Origin of the sequence: Rhizobium sp. GCM10022189 (assembly GCF_042656325.1) — a bacterium.
Classification (GTDB): domain Bacteria; phylum Pseudomonadota; class Alphaproteobacteria; order Rhizobiales; family Rhizobiaceae; genus Rhizobium.
Window position 1 is genome coordinate 15,824 of sequence record NZ_JBHSOR010000024.1, and the last position, 25,904, is coordinate 41,727.

General features: G+C 63.2%; 25 protein-coding genes. 16 read left to right on the forward strand and 9 right to left on the reverse strand.

Annotated elements, in window-relative coordinates; all coding sequences use genetic code 11:
- The first annotated feature begins 63 nt into the window (after positions 1–63).
- From ACFPWW_RS12210 to ACFPWW_RS12225, 4 genes are all read left to right on the forward strand, one after another.
- Complete coding sequence (locus ACFPWW_RS12210; RefSeq protein WP_112705225.1) at positions 64–510, forward strand: MarR family transcriptional regulator; 447 nt, start codon at positions 64–66, stop codon at positions 508–510.
- Positions 511–604: 94 nt separating this feature from the next.
- Positions 605–979 (forward strand): MarR family winged helix-turn-helix transcriptional regulator, encoded by a 375-nt coding sequence (locus ACFPWW_RS12215; protein ID WP_112755081.1) that lies wholly within the window; start codon positions 605–607, stop codon positions 977–979.
- A gap of 107 nt (positions 980–1,086) precedes the next feature.
- Complete coding sequence (locus ACFPWW_RS12220) at positions 1,087–2,742, forward strand: arylsulfatase (RefSeq protein WP_112759303.1); 1,656 nt, start codon at positions 1,087–1,089, stop codon at positions 2,740–2,742.
- Positions 2,743–2,835: 93 nt separating this feature from the next.
- Positions 2,836–4,275 carry a transglycosylase SLT domain-containing protein gene (locus tag ACFPWW_RS12225; RefSeq protein ID WP_377311837.1) on the forward strand — a complete coding sequence of 480 codons (1,440 nt, stop codon included), beginning with the start codon at positions 2,836–2,838 and terminating at the stop codon, positions 4,273–4,275.
- 49 nt (positions 4,276–4,324) lie between these two features.
- Here the strand turns inward: ACFPWW_RS12225 and ACFPWW_RS12230 are convergent, their stop codons facing one another.
- The 4 genes from ACFPWW_RS12230 to ACFPWW_RS12245 form a co-directional block, all read right to left on the reverse strand.
- Complete coding sequence (locus ACFPWW_RS12230; RefSeq protein WP_112759304.1) at positions 4,325–4,903, reverse strand: OmpA family protein; 579 nt, start codon at positions 4,901–4,903, stop codon at positions 4,325–4,327.
- A gap of 4 nt (positions 4,904–4,907) precedes the next feature.
- Positions 4,908–5,330, reverse strand: a complete 423-nt coding sequence (locus tag ACFPWW_RS12235) for a hypothetical protein (protein ID WP_112569407.1) — start codon at positions 5,328–5,330, stop codon at positions 4,908–4,910.
- 181 nt (positions 5,331–5,511) lie between these two features.
- The gene (locus ACFPWW_RS12240; protein WP_112759305.1) at positions 5,512–6,147 is read right to left on the reverse strand and encodes a LysE family translocator; all 636 of its coding nucleotides are present in this window, start codon (positions 6,145–6,147) and stop codon (positions 5,512–5,514) included.
- Positions 6,148–6,253: 106 nt separating this feature from the next.
- Positions 6,254–6,997, reverse strand: coding sequence for an ROK family protein (locus ACFPWW_RS12245; RefSeq protein WP_377311839.1), 744 nt, complete (start codon positions 6,995–6,997; stop codon positions 6,254–6,256).
- 159 nt (positions 6,998–7,156) lie between these two features.
- Between ACFPWW_RS12245 and ACFPWW_RS12250 the strand changes: the two genes are divergently transcribed.
- Positions 7,157–9,565: a glucan 1,4-alpha-glucosidase gene (locus ACFPWW_RS12250; protein ID WP_377311840.1), complete on the forward strand. Its 2,409-nt coding sequence runs from the start codon at positions 7,157–7,159 to the stop codon at positions 9,563–9,565.
- Positions 9,566–9,650: 85 nt separating this feature from the next.
- Positions 9,651–10,304, forward strand: a complete 654-nt coding sequence (locus tag ACFPWW_RS12255; protein WP_112755061.1) for a LysE family translocator — start codon at positions 9,651–9,653, stop codon at positions 10,302–10,304.
- Positions 10,305–10,339: 35 nt separating this feature from the next.
- Here the strand turns inward: ACFPWW_RS12255 and ACFPWW_RS12260 are convergent, their stop codons facing one another.
- Positions 10,340–11,410, reverse strand: a complete 1,071-nt coding sequence (locus ACFPWW_RS12260; RefSeq protein WP_112755063.1) for a GGDEF domain-containing protein — start codon at positions 11,408–11,410, stop codon at positions 10,340–10,342.
- Between the two features lie 361 nt (positions 11,411–11,771).
- Between ACFPWW_RS12260 and ACFPWW_RS12265 the strand changes: the two genes are divergently transcribed.
- A complete protein-coding gene (locus ACFPWW_RS12265; RefSeq protein ID WP_112759307.1) occupies positions 11,772–11,993 on the forward strand; it encodes a hypothetical protein in 222 nt (73 codons plus the stop codon).
- A 260-nt stretch (positions 11,994–12,253) separates the two neighbouring features.
- Here ACFPWW_RS12265 and ACFPWW_RS12270 read toward each other — a convergent pair whose 3' ends face one another.
- Complete coding sequence (locus ACFPWW_RS12270) at positions 12,254–13,861, reverse strand: fumarate hydratase (protein WP_377311841.1); 1,608 nt, start codon at positions 13,859–13,861, stop codon at positions 12,254–12,256.
- Positions 13,862–14,026: 165 nt separating this feature from the next.
- Between ACFPWW_RS12270 and ACFPWW_RS12275 the strand changes: the two genes are divergently transcribed.
- Together ACFPWW_RS12275 and ACFPWW_RS12280 are read left to right on the forward strand one after the other, a co-directional pair.
- Positions 14,027–14,287: a ribbon-helix-helix domain-containing protein gene (locus ACFPWW_RS12275; RefSeq protein WP_377311851.1), complete on the forward strand. Its 261-nt coding sequence runs from the start codon at positions 14,027–14,029 to the stop codon at positions 14,285–14,287.
- On the forward strand, positions 14,280–14,570 hold the full coding sequence (locus ACFPWW_RS12280) for a type II toxin-antitoxin system RelE/ParE family toxin (RefSeq protein ID WP_112569391.1): 291 nt from the start codon (positions 14,280–14,282) through the stop codon (positions 14,568–14,570). The genes ACFPWW_RS12275 and ACFPWW_RS12280 overlap by 8 nt, the downstream gene beginning before the upstream one ends.
- A gap of 54 nt (positions 14,571–14,624) precedes the next feature.
- Here ACFPWW_RS12280 and fumC read toward each other — a convergent pair whose 3' ends face one another.
- Positions 14,625–16,016, reverse strand: coding sequence for a class II fumarate hydratase (gene fumC, locus ACFPWW_RS12285; RefSeq protein ID WP_377311843.1), 1,392 nt, complete (start codon positions 16,014–16,016; stop codon positions 14,625–14,627).
- A 63-nt stretch (positions 16,017–16,079) separates the two neighbouring features.
- Between fumC and ACFPWW_RS12290 the strand changes: the two genes are divergently transcribed.
- Both ACFPWW_RS12290 and ACFPWW_RS12295 read left to right on the forward strand, forming a co-directional pair.
- Positions 16,080–16,322 (forward strand): hypothetical protein, encoded by a 243-nt coding sequence (locus ACFPWW_RS12290; protein WP_377311844.1) that lies wholly within the window; start codon positions 16,080–16,082, stop codon positions 16,320–16,322.
- Between the two features lie 113 nt (positions 16,323–16,435).
- Positions 16,436–18,334: a L,D-transpeptidase family protein gene (locus ACFPWW_RS12295; protein ID WP_112705331.1), complete on the forward strand. Its 1,899-nt coding sequence runs from the start codon at positions 16,436–16,438 to the stop codon at positions 18,332–18,334.
- 318 nt (positions 18,335–18,652) lie between these two features.
- Here ACFPWW_RS12295 and ACFPWW_RS12300 read toward each other — a convergent pair whose 3' ends face one another.
- On the reverse strand, positions 18,653–19,363 hold the full coding sequence (locus ACFPWW_RS12300) for an HAD family hydrolase (RefSeq protein WP_377311845.1): 711 nt from the start codon (positions 19,361–19,363) through the stop codon (positions 18,653–18,655).
- 194 nt (positions 19,364–19,557) lie between these two features.
- On the opposite strand from ACFPWW_RS12300, the gene rpiA reads away from it, so the two are divergent.
- The 3 genes from rpiA to gor all read left to right on the forward strand — a co-directional run bounded on the left by rpiA (position 19,558) and on the right by gor (position 22,332).
- The gene (gene rpiA / locus ACFPWW_RS12305; RefSeq protein WP_377311847.1) at positions 19,558–20,256 is read left to right on the forward strand and encodes a ribose-5-phosphate isomerase RpiA; all 699 of its coding nucleotides are present in this window, start codon (positions 19,558–19,560) and stop codon (positions 20,254–20,256) included.
- Positions 20,257–20,273: 17 nt separating this feature from the next.
- Positions 20,274–20,840 (forward strand): DUF2059 domain-containing protein, encoded by a 567-nt coding sequence (locus tag ACFPWW_RS12310; protein WP_112569379.1) that lies wholly within the window; start codon positions 20,274–20,276, stop codon positions 20,838–20,840.
- Positions 20,841–20,946: 106 nt separating this feature from the next.
- Positions 20,947–22,332, forward strand: coding sequence for a glutathione-disulfide reductase (gene gor, locus ACFPWW_RS12315; RefSeq protein ID WP_377311848.1), 1,386 nt, complete (start codon positions 20,947–20,949; stop codon positions 22,330–22,332).
- A 301-nt stretch (positions 22,333–22,633) separates the two neighbouring features.
- Here gor and ACFPWW_RS12320 read toward each other — a convergent pair whose 3' ends face one another.
- Positions 22,634–23,917 carry a pilus assembly protein gene (locus ACFPWW_RS12320; protein WP_112705237.1) on the reverse strand — a complete coding sequence of 428 codons (1,284 nt, stop codon included), beginning with the start codon at positions 23,915–23,917 and terminating at the stop codon, positions 22,634–22,636.
- 255 nt (positions 23,918–24,172) lie between these two features.
- Here ACFPWW_RS12320 and ACFPWW_RS12325 point away from each other — a divergent pair, with 255 nt between their 5' ends.
- Both ACFPWW_RS12325 and ACFPWW_RS12330 read left to right on the forward strand, forming a co-directional pair.
- The gene (locus tag ACFPWW_RS12325; protein ID WP_377311849.1) at positions 24,173–25,546 is read left to right on the forward strand and encodes a class II 3-deoxy-7-phosphoheptulonate synthase; all 1,374 of its coding nucleotides are present in this window, start codon (positions 24,173–24,175) and stop codon (positions 25,544–25,546) included.
- A 177-nt stretch (positions 25,547–25,723) separates the two neighbouring features.
- On the forward strand, positions 25,724–25,904 hold a 181-nt coding region (locus ACFPWW_RS12330), incomplete at its 3' end, for a hypothetical protein (protein WP_377311850.1).

Consider the following 25,904-nt stretch of genomic DNA (forward strand, 5'->3'; position numbering starts at 1 on the left):
GTTTCCGTCGCAAATATATCGTAGTACGATATAAATCAACAGCCAAAATCGGGAGCTGAAACCATGCCAGACAATGACCGCACCCTGTCGGACATCGAATATGAGGCGCTTGCCAATCTGCGATACAGGATCCGCAAGTTCCGGGAATTCAGCGGCAAGGCGGCCGAAAGGCTCGGCCTGACGCGCCAGCAGCACCAGGCGCTGCTGGCGATCAAGGGGCTTGGCGCCGGCGGGCGCATGAGCCTGCCTGACCTTGCCGACAAGCTCTTCCTGACGGCGGCCGAAACCGCCGGTCTGGCGGCCTCGCTGCAGGCGGCCGGGCACGTCACCATCGAGGCGAAACAGAAGCGGCGGCCGGCCGTCGTGTTGACAGGGCAGGCGGAAGAGCTATTGCGTCGTCTGACATCGGCCCATCTCTACGAGATCCGCGAGATGGCGCCGGAACTGATGCAGGCGCTGCGCATGCTGCAGGATCACCGGCAGATGGAAGTGGCCGCATGGATGCAATGAGAGCGGGAGACGCAGGGTGAGACAGCCGAAAGCCGATCTGACGGATGCCGATTACGAGGCGCTCTCCAACCTGCGCTACACGCTGCGCCGCTTCATGGATTTCAGCGCGTCGGCCGCCCAGGAGGAGGGCCTGCCGGCGCAGCAGCACCAGGCGCTGCTCGCCATCCGCGGCCATCGCGGCGAGGATGCGATGACGGTCGGCCTTTTGGCCGAGCGGCTGCTGATCGCCCCGCATTCGGCCACCGAACTGGTCGGCCGGCTGGTGGCCGCCGGCTATGTCTCCCGCCATACCGACCCGGCCGACAAGCGGCGGCAGACGCTGGAACTAACCAAAAAGGCCGACGACGTGCTGCGGCGGCTGACGGCCATTCACCTGACCGAGATCCGGGACATGGCGCCGCGGCTCATCCATATGCTGCAGAGCCTGCAGAAAGGCGGCGAATCCGGGGGCGACGGCTGGCCGCGCTGAGGGGCCGCGCGAGGCCCGTTTACGTGCGCCGTTTACCGTAACGTACTTACGCAGCCTCCAAAATAGGCGAAGGGTTTCCCGGGGTTTCATCTCAAGGGAGATCTTCGATGGAAAACGTCGAAATTCGAAAGCAGGATGACCACACCGTATCCGTCAGCCGCCGCAGCCTTCTTCTCGGCGGTTCGTCGCTGGCGCTGACGGCGCTTGCAGTTTCATCGGCAGGCGAACAGGCCGCCGCCCAGACCCAGCAGGCCGCGCCGGCGCAGGGCGCCGGCGCGCCGAACATTCTCGTCATCTTCGGAGACGATATCGGCATACCGCAGATCAGCGCCTATACGATGGGGCTGATGGGCTATCGCACGCCGAATATCGACCGTATCGCCAGGGAAGGGGCGATCTTCACCGATTCCTACGGCCAGAACAGCTGCACGGCCGGGCGCGCCTCCTTCATCCTCGGGCAGGAGCCGTTCCGCACCGGCCTTCTGACGATCGGCATGCCGGGCGATCCGCACGGCATTCAGGACTGGATGCCGACCATTGCCGACGTGCTGAAGACCAGGGGCTACGCGACCGGCCAGTTCGGCAAGAACCATCTCGGCGACCAGGACCAGCACCTGCCGACCAGGCACGGTTTCGACGAGTTCTTCGGCAATCTCTACCATCTCAATGCCGAGGAGGAGCCGGAAGGCTATTTCTATCCGAAGGACCCGGCCTTCCGCCGGCAATACGGCCCGCGCGGCGTCATCAAGGCGACGGCCGGCGGCAAGATCGAGGATACGGGGGCGCTCGACACGAAGCGCATGGAAACGGTGGACGAGGAATTCCTGGCCGCCGCCAAGGATTTCATCGGACGGCAGGCGAGGGACCGGAAGCCCTTCTTCTGCTGGTTCAACGCGACGCGCATGCATGTCTTCACGCATCTCAAGCCGGAGTCGCTCGGCAAGACCGGCAAGGGCATCCATGCCGACGGCATGGTGGAGCATGACGGCCATGTCGGCCAGCTGCTCGACCAGCTCGACCAGCTCGGCATCGCCGACAACACGATCGTTCTCTATACGACCGACAACGGCGCCGAACTGGCGCTCTGGCCCGACGGCGCCATGACCCCGTTCCACGGCGAGAAGGGCACGACATGGGAGGGCGGTTTCCGCATTCCGATGATGGTGCGCTGGCCGGGCGTGGTCAAACCCGGAACGGAGATCAACGATATCGTCACGCTGATGGACTGGATGCCGACTTTCGCCAGTGCGGCCGGCATGAGCGACCTCAAGGAACAGATGAAAACGGGCTTCCAGGCCGGCGCGAAGACCTTCAAGGTGCATCTCGACGGCTACGACCTGCTGCCGATGCTGAAGGGCGACACCGACAGCGGACCGCGCGATTCCGTCTATTATTTCGACCAGGGCGGCAATCTCAACGCCATCCGGTGGAACGACTGGAAGCTCAGCTTCGCGATCAACAGCGAGGGCAATATCGCCACGGCCACGCGCGAAGTGCCGGCCTGGGCCAATATCGCCAACCTGCGCATGGACCCCTACGAACGCGGCATGCATGAGGGCGGCGGCGCAATCGAATTCCTCGCGCGCAACATCTGGCTGCTCGTGCCGATCCAGGGAAAGATCAAGGAGTTCTTCGCGGACTTCGACCAGTTCCCCTATCAGGAGGGCAACTCGCTGAATGCGGCCGGCATCAATTACGGCCTGCTGCGCCAGCAGGCGGCCCTGAAACGGCTGAACGAACTGGAACGGCTGGCGCCGCAATAGGCCCAGCCGAGACCGCCGCGGGGGCGCAATCGCAGGAACCACCCGATGCGGTCATCCGTGTTGTAATCAGGGGCCGATGCCGGGGAGGCCGCGATGAGCCCGTTTCCGAGGGTGCTGCTTGTGCTCGCGCTTGCTGCCGTCCTGCCTGCGGCGGCGGCGGCGCAGGACGCGGGCGCTCCGCGTTTCGTCGAAAGGCATGTGATCGATCTCGGCGCGATGAAGGAGCGGCGCATCGTGCGCATGCTCGTGCCCTACAGCAAGACGATCTATTTCGTCGACAAGGGGCGCCAGTACGGCACGGCGGTGCAGTTCGGGCTGGAATTGGAAAAGGTGCTCAACAGGGACCGCAAGAAGCAGATCGACCACATCCATATCGTCTTCGTGCCGATGCCGCGCGACCGGCTGCTGGGTGCGCTGAGCGAGGGTTATGGCGATATCGTCATGGCGAACCTGACGATCACCGAGGAGCGGCTGAAGCAGGTGGATTTCACCGATCCGCTCTATGGCGACGCCGAGGAAGTGCTGGTCGCGTCCGCAAACGCTGCGCCGACAGCCAGCCTCGACGCCCTCTCGGGCCAGCATGTCGCCGTGCGCGCCTCCAGCAGCTATCACGAGCATCTTGTGGCGAAGAACAGGGAGCTTGCGGCCGCCGGCAAGGCGGAAATCGTCATCGACCTCATGGAGGAAAGCCTGGAGGACGAGGACCTGATGGAAATGGTCAATGCCGAGCTTCTGCCCTTTACCATCGTCGATGCCTACAAGGCGGATATCTGGACGCATGTCTTTGCCGACATGAAGGTGCGCCACGATATCGTGCTGTCGTCGCAGGGGAAGATCGCCTGGGCAATCCGCAAGGACAGCCCGCAGCTGAAGGCCGAGCTCAACGCTTTCGTCGCCACTCACAAGGTCGGCACGACCTTCGGCAATATCCTCAGAAACACTTTCTACAAGCAGGACAAGATCGTCAGGCGCGCCTATTCGCCCGACGATGTCGCCCGCTTCCGCACGCTCGTGGAGATCTTCCGCAAATATGGCGGCAGCTATTCCTTCGATTACCTGATGCTGATGGCGCAGGGCTATCAGGAATCGCAGCTCGACCAGTCCCGGCGCTCGCCGCGCGGGGCCGTCGGCATCATGCAGATGCTGCCCTCGACGGCCAGGGACAAGGTGATCGGCATCAGCGGCATCGACAGGGACCCGGACCGCAACGTGGAGGCCGGGGCCAAATATCTGCGCCATCTCATCGATACCTATATCGCCGACGAGGGCCTGAGCCCCAGGGACCGGCAGCTTTTTGCCTTTGCCGCCTACAATGCCGGGCCGGGCAACCTGCGCAAGTTCCGCGACAGGGCAGGGACGATGGGGCTCGATCCCAATGTCTGGTTCGGCAATGTGGAGAATGCCGCCTCCGAAATCGTCGGGCGGGAGACGGTGCAGTATGTCAGCAATATCTACAAATATTACGTGGCCTATTCGCTGCTGGTCGCGCGCATGGGAGAAAGGACGGATGCCGGCGGGGCAGGGCAGAAATAGGCTTTCGGTACTGTCACCATCCGGAGACAATCATCCGACCCGTGTCCGCTCACGGCCTCTTCGTGAAGACGCCGAGATTGTAGAGCTGCACCCGCCGGTTATTGGCGGCCTCCGATTTCGCGCCCTCGATCGGGAAATATTCGCCGACGCCGACGGCGTAGAGGCGGGTGGGATCGACGGCGAAGGTGGTCGAGAGGATCTCCTTGATCGCTTCGGCCCGCTTCTGGCTGAGATCGAGATTGTGCTCGTCGCTGCCGGTCGAACTCGTATGGCCGACGACCAGGAACTTGTAGGCCCAGAGGTTCGGATGGTGCAGGGCATCGGCGATCATGCCGAGCGTGCGGTAGGATTCCGGCTCGATGGCGACGGAATCGTTGGTAAAGTCGATCTCGACGACCATCTGCGGCAGGCGCGCGACCTTGCTCCAGTTCGGCAGGCCGGACATCTGCTTGCCCGCGCCGTTCATCGCCTCCTGCCGCAAAAGCTCGACATCGACGATCGGGGCCGCGCCGCGAAGCCTGCCGAGGCCGTTGATCAGGCGCTGTTCGGAGATCTGCTGCGCGAACACGACGGCAGGGACGAGCAGGGCGGCGGCAAAACCGGCAAGCGCTGTCTTTCGCATTCTCATCCCATCACCTCCAGCCCGCATCCGATATCGTCTGGTTGCATCGGGCGCTGACGTATTTTGCCGTCTTGATCAGGCAGGCGAGAATGTAGCCGTCGCCGACGACGCCGTTGCAGCGGCGCGCCATGTCGCCGGCGCAGACCTTGCCGTAGGACGCCTGCGCCTGTTCCCGCTTCTGGATGGATGCCGAGACGCTTGCGAGCGTGGAGGTGCAGGTCGGCGAAACCTTGGCGGCATTCTGCGCCAGGCAATCGGCAATCCTGTTGTTGCCGAGGTTCAGCCCCTTGCAGAGCTTCCGGATATCGGCGCCGCAATCCTTTGCCAGCACGGTGATCGCATCGGCGTAGCTGATCGTGTCGGCCCTGGCGGCGCCTGTCCAGGCGATGGCGGCAATGGCCGCAGCACCCGCCAGTCTGCATCCTGTCCGCATTCCAAAACCCTCCTGCTGCGGCCGCCTGAACGGCGCCCCCCTGGGGCCTATTGAATGCAGATCGGCCGGGCCCGGATAAGTACGTTACCGTAAATCGGCGTGTAAACGGCCAGGAGGCGCGGCGCCGCATCCGGCCGCCGTGCGGAACTGAGAGCGGAAAGGGTCGGAAGCCCGCCGGCGGTCAGGCGCTCGCGCGCCGATAGAGGGCGAGCGAGCCGGCAAGGGCCAGCAGGGCGCCGCCGCAGATACGGTCGAGCCAGAGCGCGCCGGATTTGCGCAGCAGCCGGACAGCTTGCGAACCGAGCAGGGCATAACCGAACATGACCATGAAATCGATGCCGGCAAAGACGAGGGCGAGCACGGCATATTGCTGCACCTGCGGGCCGGCCGGGTCGATGAACTGCGGCAGGAAGGCCGAGAAGAAGAGATAGCCCTTGGGATTGGTGACGGCGACGAGAAAGCTCTTCAGGAAAATCGCCGCCGGCGAAGCGGATGCGCCGCCGTTTTCGGAGCGCAGCGAGACATCCAGCGTTCCCTTCGAGCGCAGCAGCATCACGCCGAGAAAGGCGAGGTAGCAGACGCCGACCCATTTGACGACCGTGAACCAGAATTCCGAAGCGGCCAGCAGCGCGCCGAGCCCCAGCGCCACCGCGCCGATCAGCACGAAATCGGACATGACGGCGCCGGCCTTGCCGGATATCGCCCGGCGCACCCCGAATTTCGAGCCGTTGGTGAGGGCCAGAAGCACCGTCGGGCCGGGTGTTGCGATGCCGATGAATGCCACAAGCGCGAATGCAAGAACCGTCATTTCAGTCATATCGTCCTCCTCGGTTGCCACAAGCTATGACATCGGCCGGGCCTTTGCGGAAGAGGCGAGGCTGCCCCGAATCTCCGTTTGCGATTGTCGGCACGCAGCAGGGCGTTTAGAGCCGCAGGCTGTCGTCCAGCCAGATGCGGAAGCCGCCGCGGAAGGCGTTGTCGTTGTTGCCGCGCCGGCAGTTCGGGGGCAGTTCCTTGAGCCGGTCGACATTGCCGCCGCCGATGACGATGTAATCCGGCAGCAGGGCGGCGCTCAGGCGGCCGGCGACATCGAAGACCGATTTGCGCCATCTGCCCTTGCCGCGATCCTCGAGGCCGCGTTCGCCGACATAATCCTCGAACGTCTTCTTCCTGTAGGGCATGTGCGCCAGTTCGAGCGGCATGCAGACATTCTCGGCGATCATGGCCGAGCCGAGCCCGGTGCCGAGGCCGAGGAAGAGCATGCGGCCGGATTCGTAGCTGCCGATCGCCTGCATGAGCGCGTCGTTGACCATGCGCACCGGCTTGCCGAGGGCCGCCTCGAAATCGTAGCCCTTCCAGCCGGGGCCGAGGTTGAACGGATCGGCGGCCGGGCGGTGGGCGGCAACCGGGCCGGGATAACCCATGGCAACCACGTCATAATGCCAGTCGGTGGTCAGTTCGCTAAGGGCGGCGACCATCCTTGCCGCCGTCATCCCGCGCCCCGAGACGACCGCGCGCCGCTCGCTGCCGCTGCTGAGTTCCGCCTTCACATGCGAACCGCCGATATCGACGGCAAGCACGATGCGGCCAGCCTTGGCCGCCTCCGCCTTTGGCTTTGCCTGCCCGCGTGTCCGCTTCGCTTCCGGTGCCTCCGTGATATCAGCCATATCAGACGCTCCTCTCCGGGCCATGCCCCGATCTTCCCCGCGCCACTCTATCGGGCGCAAGATAGAAGCCGGCTGTCAAGCCCGGTATATTGCAGATTGCTTAATTTCATCCCAGGATAGCGCATTCCGGAGGAGACCCTTCAAGCGGAGGAACAGCACTTGGCCTTTCCGACATTGCCACCCGGCTCCGTCGAGCCACCGGGCGCGCCCGGCATCGAGCCCCGCTGGACCTCGAGCGACAAGAGCGCGGTGGGCACTTCCGTCAGTTCGGCAAGCTCGGTCTGGTTCACCGCAAGCCACGGCATCCTCAACGAGATCTACGCGCCGCGGCTCGACATGGCCTGCGTGCGCGATTTCGGCTTCATCGTCACCGCCGAGGGCTATTTTTCCGAGGAGAAGCGCGATGCCGATCACCGCGTGCAGGCGATCGAGGACGGCATTCCGGCCTTCCGCCTCGTCAATACCGCCCGCGACGGCCGCTATCGCATCACCAAGACGGTCTTTTCCGATCCCGAGCGCGAGGTGGTGCTGCAGGATATCCGCTTCGAGGCCCTGGCGGGCCGCCTCTCCGACTACCGGCTGCATGCGCTGGTGGCGCCGCATCTCGTCAATGGCGGCAGCGACAACACCGGCTGGTACGCCGATTTCAAGGGCCGGCCGATGCTCTTTGCCGAAGGCTCCGGGCGGGCGCTTGCCGTTGCCGCCTCGGTGCCCTGGCTGGCGCGCTCGGCCGGTTACGTCGGCTTTTCCGACGGCTGGCAGACATTGTCGCGCGGCGAGGGGCTGAAGGAGGAATATTGCTGCGCCAGGTCCGGCAACGTCGCCCTGTCGGGAACACTGGACATCCAGTCGCAACAGGGGCGCGCGCTGGTCGCCATCGGCTTCGGCACGCAGCCGGAGGAGGCGGCGCTGCGCACGCTGCTCAGCCTGGAACAGGGCGCGGAGCCGGCGCTGAAACATTATCGCGCCGGCTGGCGGGAATGGCAGTCCGGCCTGCTTGCGCTCGACGAACCGCACGATCCCGGCAAGCTGAACCGCTACCGCGTCAGCACCGGCGTGCTTGCCACCCATCGCGACGACGCTTCCGGCGCCATCATCGCCAGCCTGTCCATCCCCTGGGGTTTCAGCAAGAGCGACGACGATCTCGGCGGCTACCATCTGGTCTGGACGCGCGATCTCGTGGAGACGGCGGGCGGCCTGCTTGCGGCCGGGGCGGTGGCCGATGCCCGTTCCGTGCTCGATTATCTCGCCGTCATCCAGGAAGTCGACGGCCATTGGGTGCAGAATGCCTGGCTGGACGGCAGACCCTACTGGTACGGCATCCAGATGGACGAGACGGCCTTTCCGATCCTGCTCTACGACATGCTGCTGCGCTCGGGCGCGATCGACGGGTCCGAGCGGGGGCGCTACCTGCCGATGATCGAGGCGGCGGCGGGCTATATCGTGAAAAACGGACCCGCCACGCAGGAGGACCGCTGGGAGGAGGATGCCGGCTATTCGCCCTTCACGCTCGCCGTCGAGATCGCCGGCCTGCTTGCGGCTGCCGATGCGGTGGAAGCGGCGGGGCGGCTGGATGCGGCGCATTATCTGCGCGAGGTGGCCGACGGCTGGAACGAGCGGATCGAGGAATGGACCTATGCCACCGACACCGAGCTGTCGCGCCGGCTCGGTATCGAAGGCTATTATGTGCGCATCGCCTCGGCCACCGACGGCGGCCTGTCACTGCGGCGTGACTTCATCCCGATCCGCAACCGCGACGACGGCGACGCCGTCCTGGAGGCGGACCTGCTCATCAGCCCGGATGCGCTGGCGCTGGTGCGTTTCGGGCTCAGGGCCGCCGACGATCCGCGCATGGTCGGCACGGTCGCGGCGATCGATGCGGAACTGCGCCGCGACCTTGCGGCCGGGCCCTACTGGTACCGCTACAACAATGACGGCTATGGCGAGCGCATCGACGGCGGCCCCTTCGCCGGCAGCGGCATCGGCAGGCTGTGGCCGCTCCTGACCGGCGAGCGCGCCCATTACGAACTCGCCGCCGGGCGGGCGGACGAGGCGCGGCGCCTGCTTGCGGCGCTGGAAGCCTCGGCCAGCGAAGGCGGGCTGCTGCCCGAACAGATCTGGGACAGCGAAGACGTGCCGCAGCGCGAGCTTTTCCTCGGCCGTCCCTCGGGCAGCGCCATGCCGCTCGTCTGGGCACATGCCGAACATATCAAGCTGCTGCGCTCGCTGCGCGACGGCGTTGTCTTCGACATGCCGCCCCAGACCTTCGCGCGTTACGTCGCGGCAAAACCGGCGCCGGCGCCGTTCTGCTGGCGGCCGGCGGAGCGGCGGAACCGGATGCCGGCCGGCCGGCGCCTGCGCATCGAGCTGGCGTCGCCTGCGCTGGTGCGCTGGTCCGCCGACCATTGGGCCACGGCCGCCGACAGCCCGTGTCGCGATACCGGCTTCGGCATGCATGTCCTCGACCTGCCGACGCAGGCGCTCGGCCCCGACACGATCGATTTTACGATCTTCTGGACGGAGACCGGGCGCTGGGAGGGCGCGGATTTCCGGATCGAGGTAATCTGACGCGGGCTTTTCCGCGCGGTTTGCATGCGGCCTCCGGCGTGTTATCGGCTGTATCGCAAGGTGACGCATACCGGGAGGTCGACACATGTTCGTTTCAAGCACGCTGATCCCGTTTTTCCTGGCGCTTCTCGCCCTGCAGCTCTCACCGGGTCCCGACATGCTGCTGGTGATCGGGCGCGGCATAGGGCAGGGCCGGCGCGTGGCCTTTCTGACGGCCGTCGGCGGCACGCTTGCGGCAGGGCTCGTCCAGCTTCCGCTTCTGGCGCTCGGCATTGCATCGATCATCCAGACCTCGCCGCTCGCCTTTGCCGTTCTTCGCTGGGCAGGGGCTGCCTATCTCATCTGGCTCGGCCTGAAGCTGCTGCTGAAATCGCGCGGAAGGCTCGATCCGGCCGTCGAGCGCGTTCCCGTCTCCGGCTGGACGGCGCTGCGCGAGGGCATGGTCAGCAACCTGACCAACCCGAAGGTGCTGGTTTTCATGCTGGCCTTCCTTCCGCAATTCGTCGATCCGCACAATGGCTGGCCCGTCGCCGCCCAGCTGCTGATCCTTGGAGGGATGCAGAAACTCTCCGGCTTCGTCGTGCTGACGCTCGTGGCGCTCGGGGCCGGCGGCCTCGGCGACTGGATCTCCCGCCGCCCGCATCTGCTCGTCTGGCAGAAGCGCTTTACCGCGCTCGTCATGCTCGGCCTCGGCCTGCGCCTGGCGCTGACGGGCGACGCGCGCGCGGTCCGGGCCTGATGCGGCAGCTTCGGGACGATCGGCGGAAAGCCTGATTACGACTTGTAGATCAGCCAGCTTTTGGTGAATTCCTTCTGCATGCCGTCCTCGTAGACGACGGTGCAGTTGCGGCCGGCATTCTTGGCGCTGTAAAGGGCGATATCGCTCTTGGAATAGAGCTCGCCGGCATCGTCGGCATTGGACGCCATGCAGATGCCGATGGAGACCGTCACCGGGCCGTAATTGACGCGGGTGCGCGAGTTCTTGAAGGGGGTCGATTCCAGCGTGCGGCGGATGCGCTCGGCAATCGCCGTTACTTCCTCCAGCGTATTGCCGTCGATGATGAGGGCAAATTCCTCGCCGCCGGTGCGGGCGACGAAGACGTCGCGGCGCACGTTTGTGCGGATGACGGAGGCGACCGTCGCCAGAATCTTGTCGCCGACCGGATGGCCGTAGGTATCGTTGATCTTCTTGAAATTGTCGATGTCGGCAAGAACCAGCGCCGTGACCGGGCGCAGCGACGGGTTGTTGAAGATGGCGGCCAGCCGGTCGTCGAAGGCGCGGCGGTTGGAAAGGCGCGTCAGCGAGTCCGTATTGGCGATGCGCTTGTATTCGTCCAGTTCCTTGCGGACCTGATCCATCTCCTGCGAGCGCTGGACCATGTCCTCGACGGTCTTTTCGCCGTGGGTGATCGTATCGCCGGTTGCCTGGGTGAGCAGGTCGATGGCGCTTTCGATCAGCTCCGCGCTGCTCGTGCTCTTGGAGCTGATGCGCTTGCAGGTCTCGTTGAGCAGCCGGTTATAGCTTTCGAGCGAGGTCTGCTCCTGGCGCAGCACGCGCAACAGGCCTTCCAGCTCGCTGGCAATGCGGCTGTGGGCGTCGTCGAAAATCTTGGCAGGGGCCGTGTGGGCGCAGTGCTGGGCGCCGAGCGCGTCCAGCTCGGCCTGCGTGGCCTGGCTGCCGAGCGCGGCAAGGTCGCGGGTCAGCGCCGGGTTCGAGCCGATATAGGCCTCGTAGAAGAGTTCGTAATTGCGCGGAATTGGCGCAACGCCCATGGAGCGCATGGCATAGGTGATCTGACCTGCCACATCGGGAACCTGCACCTTGGGCGCAACGGCCGTATTCATTCCGGCAACTCCTCATCCAATTCTTAAGCAATCTTCTATTTGTTATCTTAGATTTCTTGGGAAATGATTAAAGCGACATATACCAAAGATTACATACGATAAGTTTGATCGTCGCGAATACTACGATCAGCCCTATGATTTTTCTCGGATATTTGTAAGCTCCACTGTAGCGGACACACCTCTTATGCGCGAGGTGCGTCAAAAAAGTTCAGTCATTTTGTCTTTTCAGGGATTGTTTTTATTTTGTTGACGGTTGGTCTTCGTTCCCCGATCTACTGGCCGCAGGTACGCAATACCAGATTCTGTCCCATGAAACCTGAATTGCGAGGACCGGGCCACGGTCCTCTTGAGGCATGAGATCATGGAATCGTCTCGCCACACGTCACCCGCCATTCTCGCGCTTGCCATCGTCGCCGGCGCCGCCTTCCTGCTGCAGCAGAGCGGCTTTTTCAACGGCATCTTCAACACCGACATCCTCGCCAGCGTGAAGGCGGAGGATGTGCTTGGTGCTGCCGATATTGCTGGTATGCAGAAACCGGTGGCGGCGAATATCGATCCGGCAGAGACGGCCTCTGTAAGGTAGGGCATTTACGTTTGAGGGTGTTGCCTGTGGCCCCCCTCATCCGCCTGCCGGCACCTTCTCCCCACTGGGGAGAAGGGGATGTGGCGGCCTTCTGCGCCCCTCTGTCCTGAAGATGTTCGAAGGCGAAATGGCTGGCTCCCCTTCGCCCCGGCGGGGGTCCGAAGGACGGGTTGAGACCCGCGGCTCAACCCCGGTCAGGTGCCCGAAGGGCGGATGAGGGGGCCACACGGCACGCCCTCAATCATCCCATCAGAAGCCAATCAACCGAGATTCAGCTCCTGAAAGAAGTCATTCCCCTTGTCATCAATCACGATGAAGGCCGGGAAATCCTCGACCTCGATCTTCCAGACGGCTTCCATGCCGAGTTCCGGATATTCCAGCACCTCGACCTTGCGGATGCAGTCCTGCGCAAGCCGCGCGGCCGGGCCGCCGATGGAGCCGAGATAGAAGCCCTTGTGCGTCTTGCAGGCCTCGCGCACGGCGCGCGAGCGGTTGCCCTTGGCAAGCATGACCATCGAGCCGCCGAAGGACTGGAACTGGTCGACATAGGAATCCATGCGCCCTGCCGTCGTCGGGCCGAAGGAGCCGGAAGCGTAGCCCGCAGGCGTCTTGGCCGGGCCGGCATAATAGACCGGGTGGTTCTTCATGTAGTCGGGCATGCCTTCGCCCTTTTCCAGCCGCTCGCGGATCTTGGCATGGGCCAGGTCGCGCGCGACGATGATCGTGCCCGTCAGCGACAGGCGCGTCTTGACCGGGTGCCTGGAAAGCTCGGCAAGGATATCGGCCATCGGCTGGTTGAGATCGATACGCACCATGGATTCGGAAAGCTTGGCCTCGTCGATCTCGGGCATGTATTTCGACGGATCGGTCTCCAGCTGCTCGATGAAGATGCCGTCGCGGGTGATCTTGCCCTTGGCCTGCCGGTCGGCGGAACAGGAGACACCGAGGCCGATCGGCAGCGAGGCGCCGTGGCGGGGCAGGCGGATGACGCGCACGTCATGACAGAAATACTTGCCGCCGAACTGGGCGCCGACGCCGAGGTTCTGCGTCAGCTTGTGGATTTCCTTTTCCATCTCGATATCGCGGAAGGCGTGACCGCTCTCCGAACCTTCGGTCGGCAGTTCGTCGAGATAGCGCGTGGAGGCGAGCTTGACGGTCTTCAGGTTCATCTCGGCCGAGGTGCCGCCGATGACGACAGCCAGATGGTAGGGGGGACAGGCTGCCGTACCCAAGGTCAGGATCTTCTCCTTGAGGAAGTCCAGCATGCGGTCATGCGTCAGAAGCGAGGGCGTGCCCTGATAGAGAAAGGTCTTGTTGGCCGAGCCGCCGCCCTTGGCGACGAAGAGGAAGTCGTAAGAGTCGGTGCCTTCCTCATAGATGTCGATCTGCGCCGGCAGGTTGTTCCTGGTGTTCTTTTCCTCGAACATCCTGATGGGGGCGAGCTGCGAATAGCGCAGGTTCTTCTTCTCGTAGGCATCGAGCACGCCCTTCGAAAGGGCAGCCGTATCGCCGCCTTCCGTCCAGACGCGACGGCCCTTCTTGCCCATGATGATCGCCGTGCCCGTATCCTGGCACATGGGCAACACGCCGCCGGCGGCGATATTGGCGTTTTTCAGGAGGTCGTAGGCGACGAAACGGTCGTTGTCGGTGGCTTCGGGATCGTCGAGGATCGCGGCGAGCTGCTTCAGGTGGCCGGGGCGCAGGAGGTGGTTGATATCGGAAAAGGCGGTTTCGGCGAGAAGGCGGATGCCCTCGGGATCGACCGTCAGGATCTCCTGGCCCTTGAACGTATCGACAGAGACGTAGTCGCTGCTGATCTTGCGGTAGGGGGTGGTGTCGGCGCCGAGGGGAAAGAGATCGTCAGCCATCGAAGTGACCTTTCTAGGTGGGATAGTTTGGAACCGGTCTAAATGTGGTGCAGTGCAAAAGCAATTGCCGAGCGTGGGGGATTGTTGACAAAAGTGACGCGGCGTATCTAACAAAGTTTGTTAGAAATTGTTGGTCGTGGTATGAGGTTGGGAATGAAGACCGATATGCGCACTCTTACAGTATCGTTGACACCCCAGCAGTCGGCGCGAATGAAGGCCGCCATCGAGAAGGGCGGTTATGCTTCGAACAGCGAAATTGTGCGCGATGCACTTCGTTTGTGGGAGCAGCGCGAAGATATCCGTGCGCTGGAGTTGGAACAGCTCAAACGAGCTTACAGCGACGGCAAAGCCAGCGGCGGCGGAGAGGATGTCGATCCCGCGACCTTTCTGAAGGGACTGAAGGCGGAACGCTCCACTCGTGGCTAGTTACAAACTTACGCCTCGTGCCCAGCAGGATCTTCGTGACATCTGGTTCAATATTGCCGCCGAAAACGAACCCGCGGCTGACAATTTGCTGAACAGGCTTTTCGAGAAGTTCCAATTGGTGGCACTTCACCCGGAGATGGGACCGGCACGCCCGGAAATTGCGGCAACCGTCCGCCTGATTATCGAAGGCAGATATATCGCCATCTATGAGCCGGCGCCTTACGGCATACTGATTATCGCCATCGTGCATGGAATGCGCGATCCGTCGCAGTGGCTGAGCTAGAGCACAAAAAAGGCCGAAAACTCCGGCCTTTTCATCATCGCGTTGGCGATCCACTCACTTCGGGCTGATCATCGTCTCCGGACGCACGATCGCGTCATATTCTTCCGACGTCACCAGCCCGCTCGCCAGTGCCTCTTCCTTCAGCGTCGTGCCGTTCTTGTGCGCCGTCTTGGCGATCTTGGCGGCCGCGTCGTAACCGATCTTCGGGGCGAGTGCCGTCACCAGCATCAGCGAGCGTTCGAGGCCGGCCTTGATATTGTCCTCGCGGGCCTCGATGCCGACGACGCAATTGTCGGTGAAGGAGACGGCGGCGTCGCCGAGCAGCTGGACCGACTGCAGGAAGTTGTAGGCCATCATCGGGTTATAGACGTTGAGCTCGAAATGGCCCTGGCTGTCGGCGAAGGTCAGCGCCGCGTGGTTGCCGAAGACATGGATGCAGACCTGCGTCAGCGCCTCGCACTGGGTGGGGTTCACCTTGCCGGGCATGATGGAGGAGCCGGGCTCGTTTTCCGGCAGCGCCAGTTCGCCGAGGCCGGCGCGCGGGCCGGAGCCGAGCAGGCGGATGTCGTTGGCGATCTTGAAGAGGGCAGCGGCGGCCGCGTTGATCGCGCCGTGCGCGAAGACCATTGAATCATGCGAGGCGAGCGCTTCGAACTTGTTCGGCGCGGTCACGAAGGGCATGCGGGTGATCGCGGCGATTTCCTCGGCGACCTTTTCGGCGAAACCGACCGGCGCATTGAGGCCCGTGCCGACGGCGGTGCCGCCCTGGGCGAGTTCGCAAAGGCCGGGCAGGGTCATCTCGATGCGCCTGATGGCCGAGCCCACCTGCGCGGCGTAACCCGAGAATTCCTGGCCGAGCGTCAGCGGCGTCGCATCCTGCGTATGGGTGCGGCCGATCTTGATGATGTGGCTGAATTCCGTGACCTTCATGTCGAGCGCGGCATGAAGATGCTTCAGGGACGGCAGCAGGTGATGGGCGATCTGTTCGGCGCAGGCGATGTGCATGGCCGTCGGATACGTGTCGTTCGACGACTGGCTCATATTAACGTGATCGTTCGGATGTACCGGCTTTTTGGAACCCATGACGCCGCCAAGCATTTCTATGGCGCGATTGGAAATCACTTCGTTGGCGTTCATGTTGGATTGCGTGCCGGAGCCGGTCTGCCAGACGACCAGCGGGAAATGGTCGTTCAGCTTGCCGTCGATCACTTCCTGGGCCGCATCCACGATGGATTTGCCGATGGTGGAATCGAGTTGGCCGAGCGCCATGTTGGCACGCGCGGCCGCCTGCTTGACGATGCCGAGCGCACGCACGATCGAGAGCGGCTGCTTTTCCCAGCCGATCTTGAAATTGCCGAGAGAACGCTGCGCCTGGGCGCCCCAATAGCGGTCGCTGGCAACTTCGATCGGGCCAAATGTGTCGGTTTCGGTGCGGGTGGAGCTCATGGCTTGCGGCCTTCCTGTCACATGCTGTTAAGGGCAGTTTTTTGAAGATGAGGGACTTATAGGGTGGAACGCTTTCCAAGAAAACCGGACGCCGTGCGAAATATTGATGATGGGCCTCATGTTTTGCATCGTCCTTCGGCGCCGCAGCCAGCGTGTTCTTTCGGCCACGCCGGCAAATTAATGCAAATGGCGGCAGAAAGCGCACTTTCTCGGGCGGGAAAATTCGGTAAAAAATTAACTAATAATTTCATAATTTTGTGTGAACTGCTGGCCGGCGTTGCGTTCAACCCCGTCACACAAAGTTGAGTCTGAAAACGCTGGCGGCGCAGGCCGGTTTCTGATGAATGGACCGCGGCTGCCGGGAAGAATTGATCTGAGCCATTTGCTCGAACAGCATGATACTGGAACTGGAAAACAAGATGAAGTTCGTTTTGAAAAGCGCGGTTTCCGCATTGGCACTTTCCTGCGTGATGGGCGCGGTTCCTGCGCATGCCTATACGCTGATGGATATGCTGCGCGGCGACCGGGCGAGGGGCCAGAGCACCATTTTCATGGACCCTTCGGCTCCGGTTCGCGGCAATCCGGGCAATCGCAACGGCGGCCTTGGCGGCGATCTCGATCCGGAAGCGGCCCTGCCCAAGGTTTCCAGCCCGCGCTATTACACCTACAAGGCTGAAACGCTGCAGCTCGTCGACACGACCAAGTTTGCCGATCCGGTCGTGACCGGCGCGGTGGCCGACGTTTCGGGTGCGGCCACGACCGACGTCGCCCCGCAGCGCCACTTCCTGACGGAAGCCAAGGTTCGCGCCAATGCCGATGTCGCCAGAGCGCTGCAGGCCTATTACGGCGACGGCAAGAACCCGCTCGTCTGGGTTTCCGGCGAGGGTGTCAACGAGCGCGGCAAGGCGGCGCTCGCCGTGCTTGCCGATGCGGCAAGCGTCGGCCTCGATCCGGCCGATTACGCCGTCACCCAGCCGGCGATCGATCCGGCCAATCCCGACCCTGACGCCCGCGACCGGGCGCTGACGCAGTTCGAACTGGCGCTGTCCGCCAAGGTCCTGGCCTATGTGCAGGATACGACGCGCGGCCGCATCGATCCCAACAAGCTCTCCGGCTACCATGATTTCCAGCGCAAGGTCGTCAAGCTCGATCCGGTGCTGAAGCTTTCGCGCCTCAGCCCCGACGTCGCCGCCTATCTTTCCAGCCGCAACCCCGACAGCCCGCAGTTCCTGGCGCTGAAGGCCGAGCTTGCCAAGCTGCGCGCGGCCGACGGCGGCAATGAAGAGCGCATCACCATTTCGCTGGACCGCCTGCTGCGCCCCGGCGACAGCTCGCCGGAAGTGGCCAATATCGTCAAGGCGATCGAGAAGCACGGTTCGCCGGAATTGAAGAGCGCGCATGCGGCAACATTTGCGGCCTATGCGGGCAGCAGCGACTATTCGCCCGAGATCGTGTCGATGGTCGAAGACTTCCAGAAGGAACACGGCCTGAAGCCGGACGGCGTGATCGGCCAGGCGACCGTGCGCACCATGACCGGCGGCGACAGCAACGCCTCCAAGATCGACAAGCTCGTCGTCGCCATGGAAGAGGCGCGCTGGCTGCCGGAAGATCTCGGCCCGCGTTACGTGATGATCAACCAGCCCGCCTTCATGGCCTATTATTACAACGACTCCAAGCAGCAGCTGGCGATGCGCACGGTCGTCGGCGGCAAGAACAACCAGACCTATTTCTTCGACGACGAGATCGAAACCGTCGAATTCAATCCGTTCTGGGGTGTTCCGCAGTCGATCATCATCAACGAGATGCTGCCGAAGCTGCGCGCCGACCCGAACTATCTGGACCAGCTGGGCTATGAAGTCGAAGTCGGCGGCCATGCCGTGCCGTCTTCCAGCGTCGACTGGTACGGCTCGACGCAGAACATCTCGGTGCGCCAGCCGCCGAGCAGCGACAATGCGCTCGGCGAGCTGAAGATCCTGTTCCCGAACAGCCACGCCATCTACATGCACGACACGCCGTCCAAGAGTTTCTTCAAGCGCGACATGCGGGCTCTCAGCCACGGCTGCGTGCGCCTGTCCGACCCGCGCGCCATGGCCGCAGCCGTGCTCGGCACGACGGTCGACGATGTGGCCCGGCAGATCGCGACCGGCCAGAACCATGCCGTGAAGGTGCCGCAGAAGATCCCGGTCTATGTGTCCTATTTCACCGCATGGCCGAACAAGGACGGCGTGATCGAGTATTTCGACGACGTCTACGGGCGCGATGCCTATACGCTGAAGGCGTTCGACGTGACGACGAAGGCGCGTGAGGCGCAGATCTGACGCCTGGCATTATGGAGTTCAAGCGGGCGGTCTTCGGGCCGCCCGTTTTTGTTTAAGGTGGCCGTTTGGACAGGGCGTGCTCGTGGCCCCCTCATCCGGCCCTTCGGGCCACCTGACCGGGGTTGAGCCACGGGTCTCAACCCGTCCTTCGGACCCCCGCTGGGGAGAAGGGGTGTCGCGGCAGCGTTCACTTCCATAAAGAAAGCGTCAGGATAGGCGAGCCGGCTGAGGTTTGTCCCTTCTCCCCAGCGGGGAGAAGGTGGCGGCAGCCGGATGAGGGGGCCGCGATTGCAAGCGTATACGCTCGATTTACCGGCCTCAAACAGCAACCTTCGCCGCAGACCCTTTCAGCAGGCTCTCCACCAGCTCCCCCGTCAGCTCATCGAAATGCGCGATGACGGCATCCGGATCGAGGCTCGCCACCGGCACGTCCGAAAAGCCGAAGGGAACGGCAATCACAGGCACGCCGGCATTCTTCGCCACGGCAATGTCATTGATACTGTCACCGATCATGACGGCGCGGGAGACATCGCCGCTGGCGCGCTCGATCGTGCCGGTCAGATGGCGGGCATCGGGCTTGCGGTATTCGAACGTGTCGCCGCCGATGACCGCATCGAAATAATGCGTCAGCTCAAGCTTCTGGAGGAGGCTGGTCGCAAGCCCTTCCATCTTGTTGGTGCAAACGGCGAGCGCGTAGCCGTCGGCCTTCAGCCGATCCATGGCGGCGACGAGGCCGGGATAGGGCCGGGTGTGGCCCGGCATGTTGGCGATGTAATGATCCACGAAGCGTTCGACCAGGGACGGCAGCTCTTCCTGCGAGACGGGCCTGTCCTGCATCCTGCCGGCGCGCTCGATCATGACGCGGGCGCCCTGGCCGACGAGAGAGGTCAGGTCGTCATAGGTGACGGGCACGAGGCCGATCGTCGCGATCGTGTGGTTCAGGCTATCGACGAGATCAACACTGGTATCGAGCAAGGTGCCGTCGAGATCGAAAACGATGAGGGCCTTATTTTCGGGAGCGCGGGTCAAAGTCGTGCCTCTTTGCGGGGTAAGATCATTCCGCAGTAGGCGATGGACGGGCGAAAAGCAACGCTGCGACATGCTACGGAAAAGTCGCAGCCGAAACGCGTGGCTTTCAATCGCAGGACGATGATTTTGGCTTTCGTTTGCAATACGAGCCGTGTAAACAGCACATCCAACGCAATATCAGGAGCTGGCGGCGCATGGATGCCCGCGAAATGAAGATCAAGGCCGCCGAGGCAGCGCTTGTCCATGTCGAATATGGCATGCGCCTCGGAATCGGGACGGGGAGCACGGCGGAGGAATTCGTCCGGCTGCTCGCCGAAAAGGTGGCGGCCGGTTTCAAGGTCGAGGGCGTTCCGACGTCCGAGCGCACGGCGCGGCTCTGCGTCGAACTCGGCGTTCCCCTGAAGTCGCTGGACGAACTGCCGCAGCTCGACCTGACGATCGACGGCGCCGACGAGGTCGATCCGGCGCTCAGGCTCATCAAGGGCGGCGGCGGCGCGCTGCTGCGCGAGAAGATCGTGGCGGCCGCCTCGACGCGCATGATCGTCATTGCCGACGAAAGCAAGCTGGTCGATACGCTCGGCGCTTTCGCCCTGCCGATCGAAGTCAATCCCTTCGGCCTCGTTTCGACGCGTATCGCGATCGAAGAGACCGCCGCGCGGCTTGGTCTTTCCGGCGAACTGACGCTGCGTCAGTCCGGTGACGGAGAGTTTACCACCGACGGCGGACATCACATCATCGATGCATCTTTTGGCCGCATTCCTGATGCAGAGGCGCTCTCGAGGGAGCTGAATTCCATACCCGGTGTCGTGGAGCACGGGCTTTTCATCAACATGGCGGCGCTTGCGATCATTGCCGGTCCTGCAGGTGCCCGCACGCTGCAGGCAAACAGATAACAGGAGCATAGAAACTCATGATGAACATTGCAGGTCTTGGCCGTCTTGCCGCTGCGACCATCGTTCTTTCCGGGCTTGCCTTCGGCTCTGCCGCAAGAGCGCAGGAAGTATCCGAAGAGCAGCTGAAGGCCGCCCGCGCGGCCATGGACGCGATCGGCGCAACCACGCAGTACGACAATATCCTGCCGGGTCTGGCCGAGCGCCTCAAGGCCGGCCTCATCCAGGATTCGCCGAACTACCAGGACGTCATCACCGCCACCGTCGATGCCCAGGCGCTGGCGCTCGCACCGCGCCGCGCCGACCTGGAAAAGGAAGCGGCGCTGACCTATGCCAAGGCGTTTACGGTCGACGAGCTGAAGGCGATTGCCGATTTCTACAATTCCGACGTCGGCAAGAAGCTGCTGCGCGACGGCCCGGTCGCCTCGCGCGAAACCGCCAAGGCTGCCGATATCTGGGCGCAGGGCATTTCCCGCGACCTGGAAAAGCAGAGCAATGCCGAGCTTTCCAAGGTCATCAAGGCTCCGCCGCCGGCAACCGAAAGCCCGGTGGCGCCGGCTCCGGCCGCTGCCCCGGCCAAGCCGTAAGGCCGCCTTCACCTTTCGCAAAAGCCCGGCCTCGTCCGGGCTTTTGTTTTTCTCCGCCTGTCCCTATGTGTGAAAGACCCTTCTTTCGATTCCTGCGGAGATCATCATGCCTTCCTACGACTACGACCTCTTCGTCATCGGCGGCGGTTCGGGGGGCGTGCGCGGCGCGCGCGTCGCGGCCTCGCTCGGCAAGAAGGTGGCGATCGCCGAGGAATATCGCTATGGCGGCACCTGCGTGATCCGCGGCTGCGTGCCGAAGAAGCTCTTCGTCTATGCCTCGCAGTTCCACGAGCATTTCGAGGACGCGGCCGGCTTCGGCTGGACGGTCGGCGAAAGCGCCTTCGACTGGAAGAAACTCGTCGCCGCCAAGGACGCCGAGATTTCACGGCTGGAAGGGCTCTACAAGAAGGGGCTTGCCGGCGCCCAGGCCGAGATCCTGGAGACGCGGGCCGAACTGGTCGACGCCCACACGATCAAGCTTATGAAAACCGGCGAGACGGTGACGGCGAGGACCATCGTCATTGCGACCGGCGGCAGGCCGAACCCGCACGATGCGCTGCCCGGCCACGAGCTCTGCATTTCCTCCAACGAGGCCTTCCATCTGGAAGAGCTGCCGAAATCCATCCTGATCGCCGGCGGCGGCTATATCGCCGTCGAATTCGCCAATATCTTCCACGGGCTCGGCGTCGAAACGACGCTGATCTATCGCGGCACCGAGATCCTGTCGCGCTTCGACGAGGATCTGCGCCGCGGGCTGCACGAGGCGATGGTCGCCAAGGGCATCCGCATCCTCTGCCAGGATGTGATGGAGAAGGTGACGAAGGGCGAAGACGGCCTTGTCATCCAGACGATGAAGGGCGAGACGCTGCATGCCGGCGTCGTCATGCTGGCGCTCGGCCGCGATCCGAACACCAAGGGGCTGGGGCTGGAAAAGGCGGGCGTTGCGCTCAACGAGCGCGGCGCGGTCATCGTCGACGAATATTCGCGCACCAATGTCGAAAACATCTATGCGCTCGGCGATGTCACCGACCGGGTACAGCTGACGCCGGTGGCGATCCACGAGGCGATGTGCTTCATCGAAACCGAGTACAAGAACAATCCGACCCGGCCGGATTACGACCTTATCCCGACCGCCGTCTTCTCGCAGCCGGAGATCGGCACGGTCGGCCTTTCCGAGGAAGAGGCGGGCAAGCGCTACAAGGAGCTGGAAGTCTACCGCGCCCAGTTCCGGCCGCTGAAGGCCACGCTCTCGGGCCGGGCGGAAAAGATGATGATGAAGCTCATCGTCGATGCAGCCGGCCGCAAGGTCGTCGGCGCCCATATTCTCGGCCACGACGCCGGCGAAATGGCGCAAATCCTCGGCATCACGCTGAAGGCCGGCTGCACCAAGGACGATTTCGACCGCACGATGGCGCTGCACCCGACGGCGGCCGAAGAGCTGGTGACGATGTATGCGCCGAGCTACCGCATCCGCGACGGGCAGCGCGTCTAGAGCCTTTCCTGGTTAGATTGAAGCATTCTGTTGGCTCAAACGGAGTCGGATGGTCGACCGGCCGGCGCGCGTCGTAGCCCAGATCTACGGCCAAGCCGGCCGGTCGATCAGGCGGCCCGTTTCAGCCAACCCCGGTGGTTTGCAAACCAGCCGGGGCCGGGCATCTTTGCGCCAGGATCAGAAGCGATCGGCTCGAACGTACCTTGGGGTATGCCCTTCGCCAATCGCTTCCGCCCTGACACAAACCTGCTCCGGCAGAATGCTTCAATCTAACCAGGAAAGGCTCTAGCGCCTTTCCTTTCTAGCCGGTCAGGCGTGGCGCGCGGATGACCTTCAGGAACAGCGCCTTCATGGCCTCGGCAATGCCTTCGGTCGGCGATACTTCGAAATAGAGGCCGGGCGAGGCGCAGGCGGCCATGCGCGAGGGGATCTCGTTCTGGAAGGGCTTGATCCAGTCATTGTACCAGCTGTTGCTCGGCAGCGGCAGGTAGGTGGTGTAGAGCACGGCGATCTTGACGCCGCGATCCTTCAGCGGCTTGCAGAAGGACGTGTCGATCGGCTCCTGGCAGCGGCCGCCGGTCGTCTTCTTGGTGCAGGTCGAGGGCTTGTAGCTGTCGCCGACGCCGTCCGACACGAAGAACAGGATCTTTTCCGGGCTGATATTCGACGTGCCGTCGCCGGCCGGGGTGATGATGGTGTTCATCTGGCTCATGGCGCTGTCGAAGCTGGTGAGCTGGTCCTTGTTGTAGTTCTGGTAGGGAATGGTCATCAGGTCGACGGCGTCGGTATAGTTCTTCACCTTCGTCAGGTCCGAGGTGAGGCTCGATATCGTCGTCAGCTTGGCGTCTTCCGCCTTGGTGCCGAACGTGTAGACGCCCATGCGGAACTGGTCGGCGCTGACGCGCTCGGTCTTGGCCGTATCGGTCAGGGCCTGGGTCGCCTTGCGCACCACGTCGATGCGCATGGCGACGCCGAGGCTTTTGGCGATCGTGTAATTGTTGCTGCTCTGGTCCATCTGGTGGCAGGCAAAGGCGCAGCCGGTCTTGGCCTCCAGCTTGGAAACGTCGGCCGGGGTCGCGGCGACACCCATGGACGGCGTATTGTCGAGCAGGATGTAGAAATCCATGAAGGAGGCGGTCTGGTATTCCGCCGTCGCCATGCCCGAAACGGTGATCGAGTCCTGGCCGAGCACGTGCATGAACGTGGTCGGCACGGTGGCGCTGAAGACGACCTGCGAATTGATCTTGTTGGCCGTCTTGGTGACGTCGATGGCGAGCTCCACCGGGGTTGCGGCCAGCTCGCCGGACATCTGCGAGAAGAAGATGTTGCGGGCATCCGTCTTGGCGATCGAGATCGTGCCGTCGCCCTGCATGGTCATGGCCGCGGCCACCGCATCCGACTTCTCGGAAACGGCGCCGACGGCTGCGGCATCGGCCGCCGCATAGAGCTGGGTGCGCAGGCTAAGCGCATGGGCATAGTCGAGCGCCAGGCCGGCAGAGCCGACCAGCGGCACCATCAGGAGCGCCGTCATGATGCCGAAATTGCCGGATCGGTCCGAAAAGAAAGCGGACAAAAGGAAATGCATATTCAACCCCCGTTTTTTAGGGGTAGCTGTACATTCAGATTCTAAATTAGCTGGAAAATAGTATGATAAATGCGGCCTTAACCATAAAATTTTGCGCCATACCGGCACGGCCGGCACGGTGCCGTCGGCCGCTTGCGGAAACGCCCGCCGGGCGCCGAATGCGCTAGGCAAGGGATGCCGAAAGGTTTATAAGCCGCCGCAATCTTTAACGGGCAGGCATCCGGGGCAAACCGGGTGGGGAAGCGGATGAGTGACATGGCACAGAATTGGACCCCGAGCAGCTGGCGGAGCAAGCCGATCCAGCAGGTTCCGGAATATCCTGACGCGGCTGCGCTGGCGGCGACGGAAGCCACGCTTGCCACCTATCCGCCGCTCGTTTTTGCCGGTGAGGCCCGGCGCCTGAAGAGCGCGCTTGCCAATGTGGCCGAAGGCAACGCCTTCCTGCTGCAGGGCGGCGACTGCGCCGAAAGCTTCCTGGAACATGGCGCCGACAATATCCGCGATTTCTTCCGCGCCTTCCTGCAGATGGCCGTCGTCCTGACCTTTGGCGCACAGCTACCGGTGGTCAAGGTCGGCCGCATCGCCGGCCAGTTCGCCAAGCCGCGTTCGGCGCCGATGGAAACGCAGAACGGCGTGTCGCTGCCGAGCTATCGCGGCGATATCGTCAACGGCATCGAGTTCACGCCGGAAGCCCGCATCCCGGCGCCGGAGCGCCAGCTCGACGCCTACCGCCAGTCGGCCGCGACGCTGAACCTGCTGCGCGCCTTCGCCATGGGCGGCTATGCCAATCTCGACAACGTGCACAAGTGGATGCTCGGCTTCGTCAAGGACAGCCCGCAGGGCGAGCGCTACCGCAAGCTTGCCGACCGCATCACCGAAACCATGGATTTCATGAAGGCGATCGGCATCACCTCGGAAAACAATCCGAGCCTGCGCGAGACCGATTTCTTCACCAGCCACGAAGCGCTGCTGCTCGGTTATGAGGAGGCGCTGACCCGCGTCGATTCCACCTCGGGCGACTGGTACGCGACTTCGGGCCACATGATCTGGATCGGCGACCGCACGCGCCAGCTCGACCACGCGCATGTGGAATATTTCCGCGGCATCAGGAACCCGATCGGCCTGAAATGCGGCCCGTCGCTGCAGCCCGACAACCTGATCGAGCTGATCGACGCGCTGAACCCGGCCAACGAGGCCGGCCGCCTGACGCTGATCTGCCGCTTCGGCCACGACAAGGTGGCCGAAAACCTGCCGAAACTCATCCGCGCCGTCGAGCGCGAGGGCAGGAAGGTCGTCTGGTCCTGCGACCCAATGCACGGCAACACGATCACGCTCAACAATTACAAGACGCGCCCCTTCGAGCGCATCCTCTCGGAAGTGGAAAGCTTCTTCCAGATCCACCGCGCCGAAGGCACGCATCCGGGCGGCATCCATGTCGAAATGACCGGCAAGGACGTGACCGAATGCACCGGCGGCGCCCGCGCCGTCGCCGCCGAGGACCTGCAGGACCGCTACCACACCCACTGCGACCCGCGCCTCAACGCCGACCAGGCACTGGAGCTGGCCTTCCTGCTGGCCGAGCGCATGAAGGGTGGCCGGGATGAGAAGCGGATGGCTGCGAGCGCTTGATGGCGGGTAGTGAGTAGCGAATAGTGAATAGTGAGTGGCGAATAGTGAGTAGTGAGTAGTGAGTAGAGTTGAAGGCCCGGCTGCGAAGCTGGGCTTTCTGTTTGTGGAGCGGGACACCCCGCACTCCCTCATCTCTGTGCCCTCGTGCCAGCACAAGGCACAGAGATGAGGGAGGAGATGGCATCACTGCACCTGAACATGCAGATGGTCGTCGTGGCGCGCCGCCCGGCATCGGGACTGTCAGGAATTCTGTGCGTGAGGCCGGTTCGTCATTGGTTGAAGAACCGTTCGCCGAAGACGACGGCGAATTGGGTTTTGGCCTCGAACCATTCGCGCGGCGGACGTTTCCAGTCTTCGG

What these genes read in the sequence shown, in the direction of transcription:
- ACFPWW_RS12240 (WP_112759305.1), bottom strand. Translation starts at nt 6,147, where the DNA reads ATGACTGAAATGACGGTTCTTGCATTCGCGCTTGTGGCATTCATCGGC.
- ACFPWW_RS12220 (WP_112759303.1), top strand. Translation starts at nt 1,087, where the DNA reads ATGGAAAACGTCGAAATTCGAAAGCAGGATGACCACACCGTATCCGTC.
- ACFPWW_RS12295 (WP_112705331.1), top strand. Translation starts at nt 16,436, where the DNA reads ATGAAGTTCGTTTTGAAAAGCGCGGTTTCCGCATTGGCACTTTCCTGC.
- ACFPWW_RS12320 (WP_112705237.1), bottom strand. Translation starts at nt 23,917, where the DNA reads ATGCATTTCCTTTTGTCCGCTTTCTTTTCGGACCGATCCGGCAATTTC.
- ACFPWW_RS12275 (WP_377311851.1), top strand. Translation starts at nt 14,027, where the DNA reads ATGCGCACTCTTACAGTATCGTTGACACCCCAGCAGTCGGCGCGAATG.
- ACFPWW_RS12270 (WP_377311841.1), bottom strand. Translation starts at nt 13,861, where the DNA reads ATGGCTGACGATCTCTTTCCCCTCGGCGCCGACACCACCCCCTACCGC.
- ACFPWW_RS12265 (WP_112759307.1), top strand. Translation starts at nt 11,772, where the DNA reads ATGGAATCGTCTCGCCACACGTCACCCGCCATTCTCGCGCTTGCCATC.
- ACFPWW_RS12235 (WP_112569407.1), bottom strand. Translation starts at nt 5,330, where the DNA reads ATGCGGACAGGATGCAGACTGGCGGGTGCTGCGGCCATTGCCGCCATC.
- ACFPWW_RS12245 (WP_377311839.1), bottom strand. Translation starts at nt 6,997, where the DNA reads ATGGCTGATATCACGGAGGCACCGGAAGCGAAGCGGACACGCGGGCAG.
- rpiA (WP_377311847.1), top strand. Translation starts at nt 19,558, where the DNA reads ATGGATGCCCGCGAAATGAAGATCAAGGCCGCCGAGGCAGCGCTTGTC.
- ACFPWW_RS12255 (WP_112755061.1), top strand. Translation starts at nt 9,651, where the DNA reads ATGTTCGTTTCAAGCACGCTGATCCCGTTTTTCCTGGCGCTTCTCGCC.
- ACFPWW_RS12325 (WP_377311849.1), top strand. Translation starts at nt 24,173, where the DNA reads ATGGCACAGAATTGGACCCCGAGCAGCTGGCGGAGCAAGCCGATCCAG.
- ACFPWW_RS12260 (WP_112755063.1), bottom strand. Translation starts at nt 11,410, where the DNA reads ATGAATACGGCCGTTGCGCCCAAGGTGCAGGTTCCCGATGTGGCAGGT.
- ACFPWW_RS12310 (WP_112569379.1), top strand. Translation starts at nt 20,274, where the DNA reads ATGATGAACATTGCAGGTCTTGGCCGTCTTGCCGCTGCGACCATCGTT.
- gor (WP_377311848.1), top strand. Translation starts at nt 20,947, where the DNA reads ATGCCTTCCTACGACTACGACCTCTTCGTCATCGGCGGCGGTTCGGGG.
- ACFPWW_RS12210 (WP_112705225.1), top strand. Translation starts at nt 64, where the DNA reads ATGCCAGACAATGACCGCACCCTGTCGGACATCGAATATGAGGCGCTT.
- ACFPWW_RS12215 (WP_112755081.1), top strand. Translation starts at nt 605, where the DNA reads ATGGATTTCAGCGCGTCGGCCGCCCAGGAGGAGGGCCTGCCGGCGCAG.
- fumC (WP_377311843.1), bottom strand. Translation starts at nt 16,016, where the DNA reads ATGAGCTCCACCCGCACCGAAACCGACACATTTGGCCCGATCGAAGTT.
- ACFPWW_RS12230 (WP_112759304.1), bottom strand. Translation starts at nt 4,903, where the DNA reads ATGAGAATGCGAAAGACAGCGCTTGCCGGTTTTGCCGCCGCCCTGCTC.
- ACFPWW_RS12225 (WP_377311837.1), top strand. Translation starts at nt 2,836, where the DNA reads ATGAGCCCGTTTCCGAGGGTGCTGCTTGTGCTCGCGCTTGCTGCCGTC.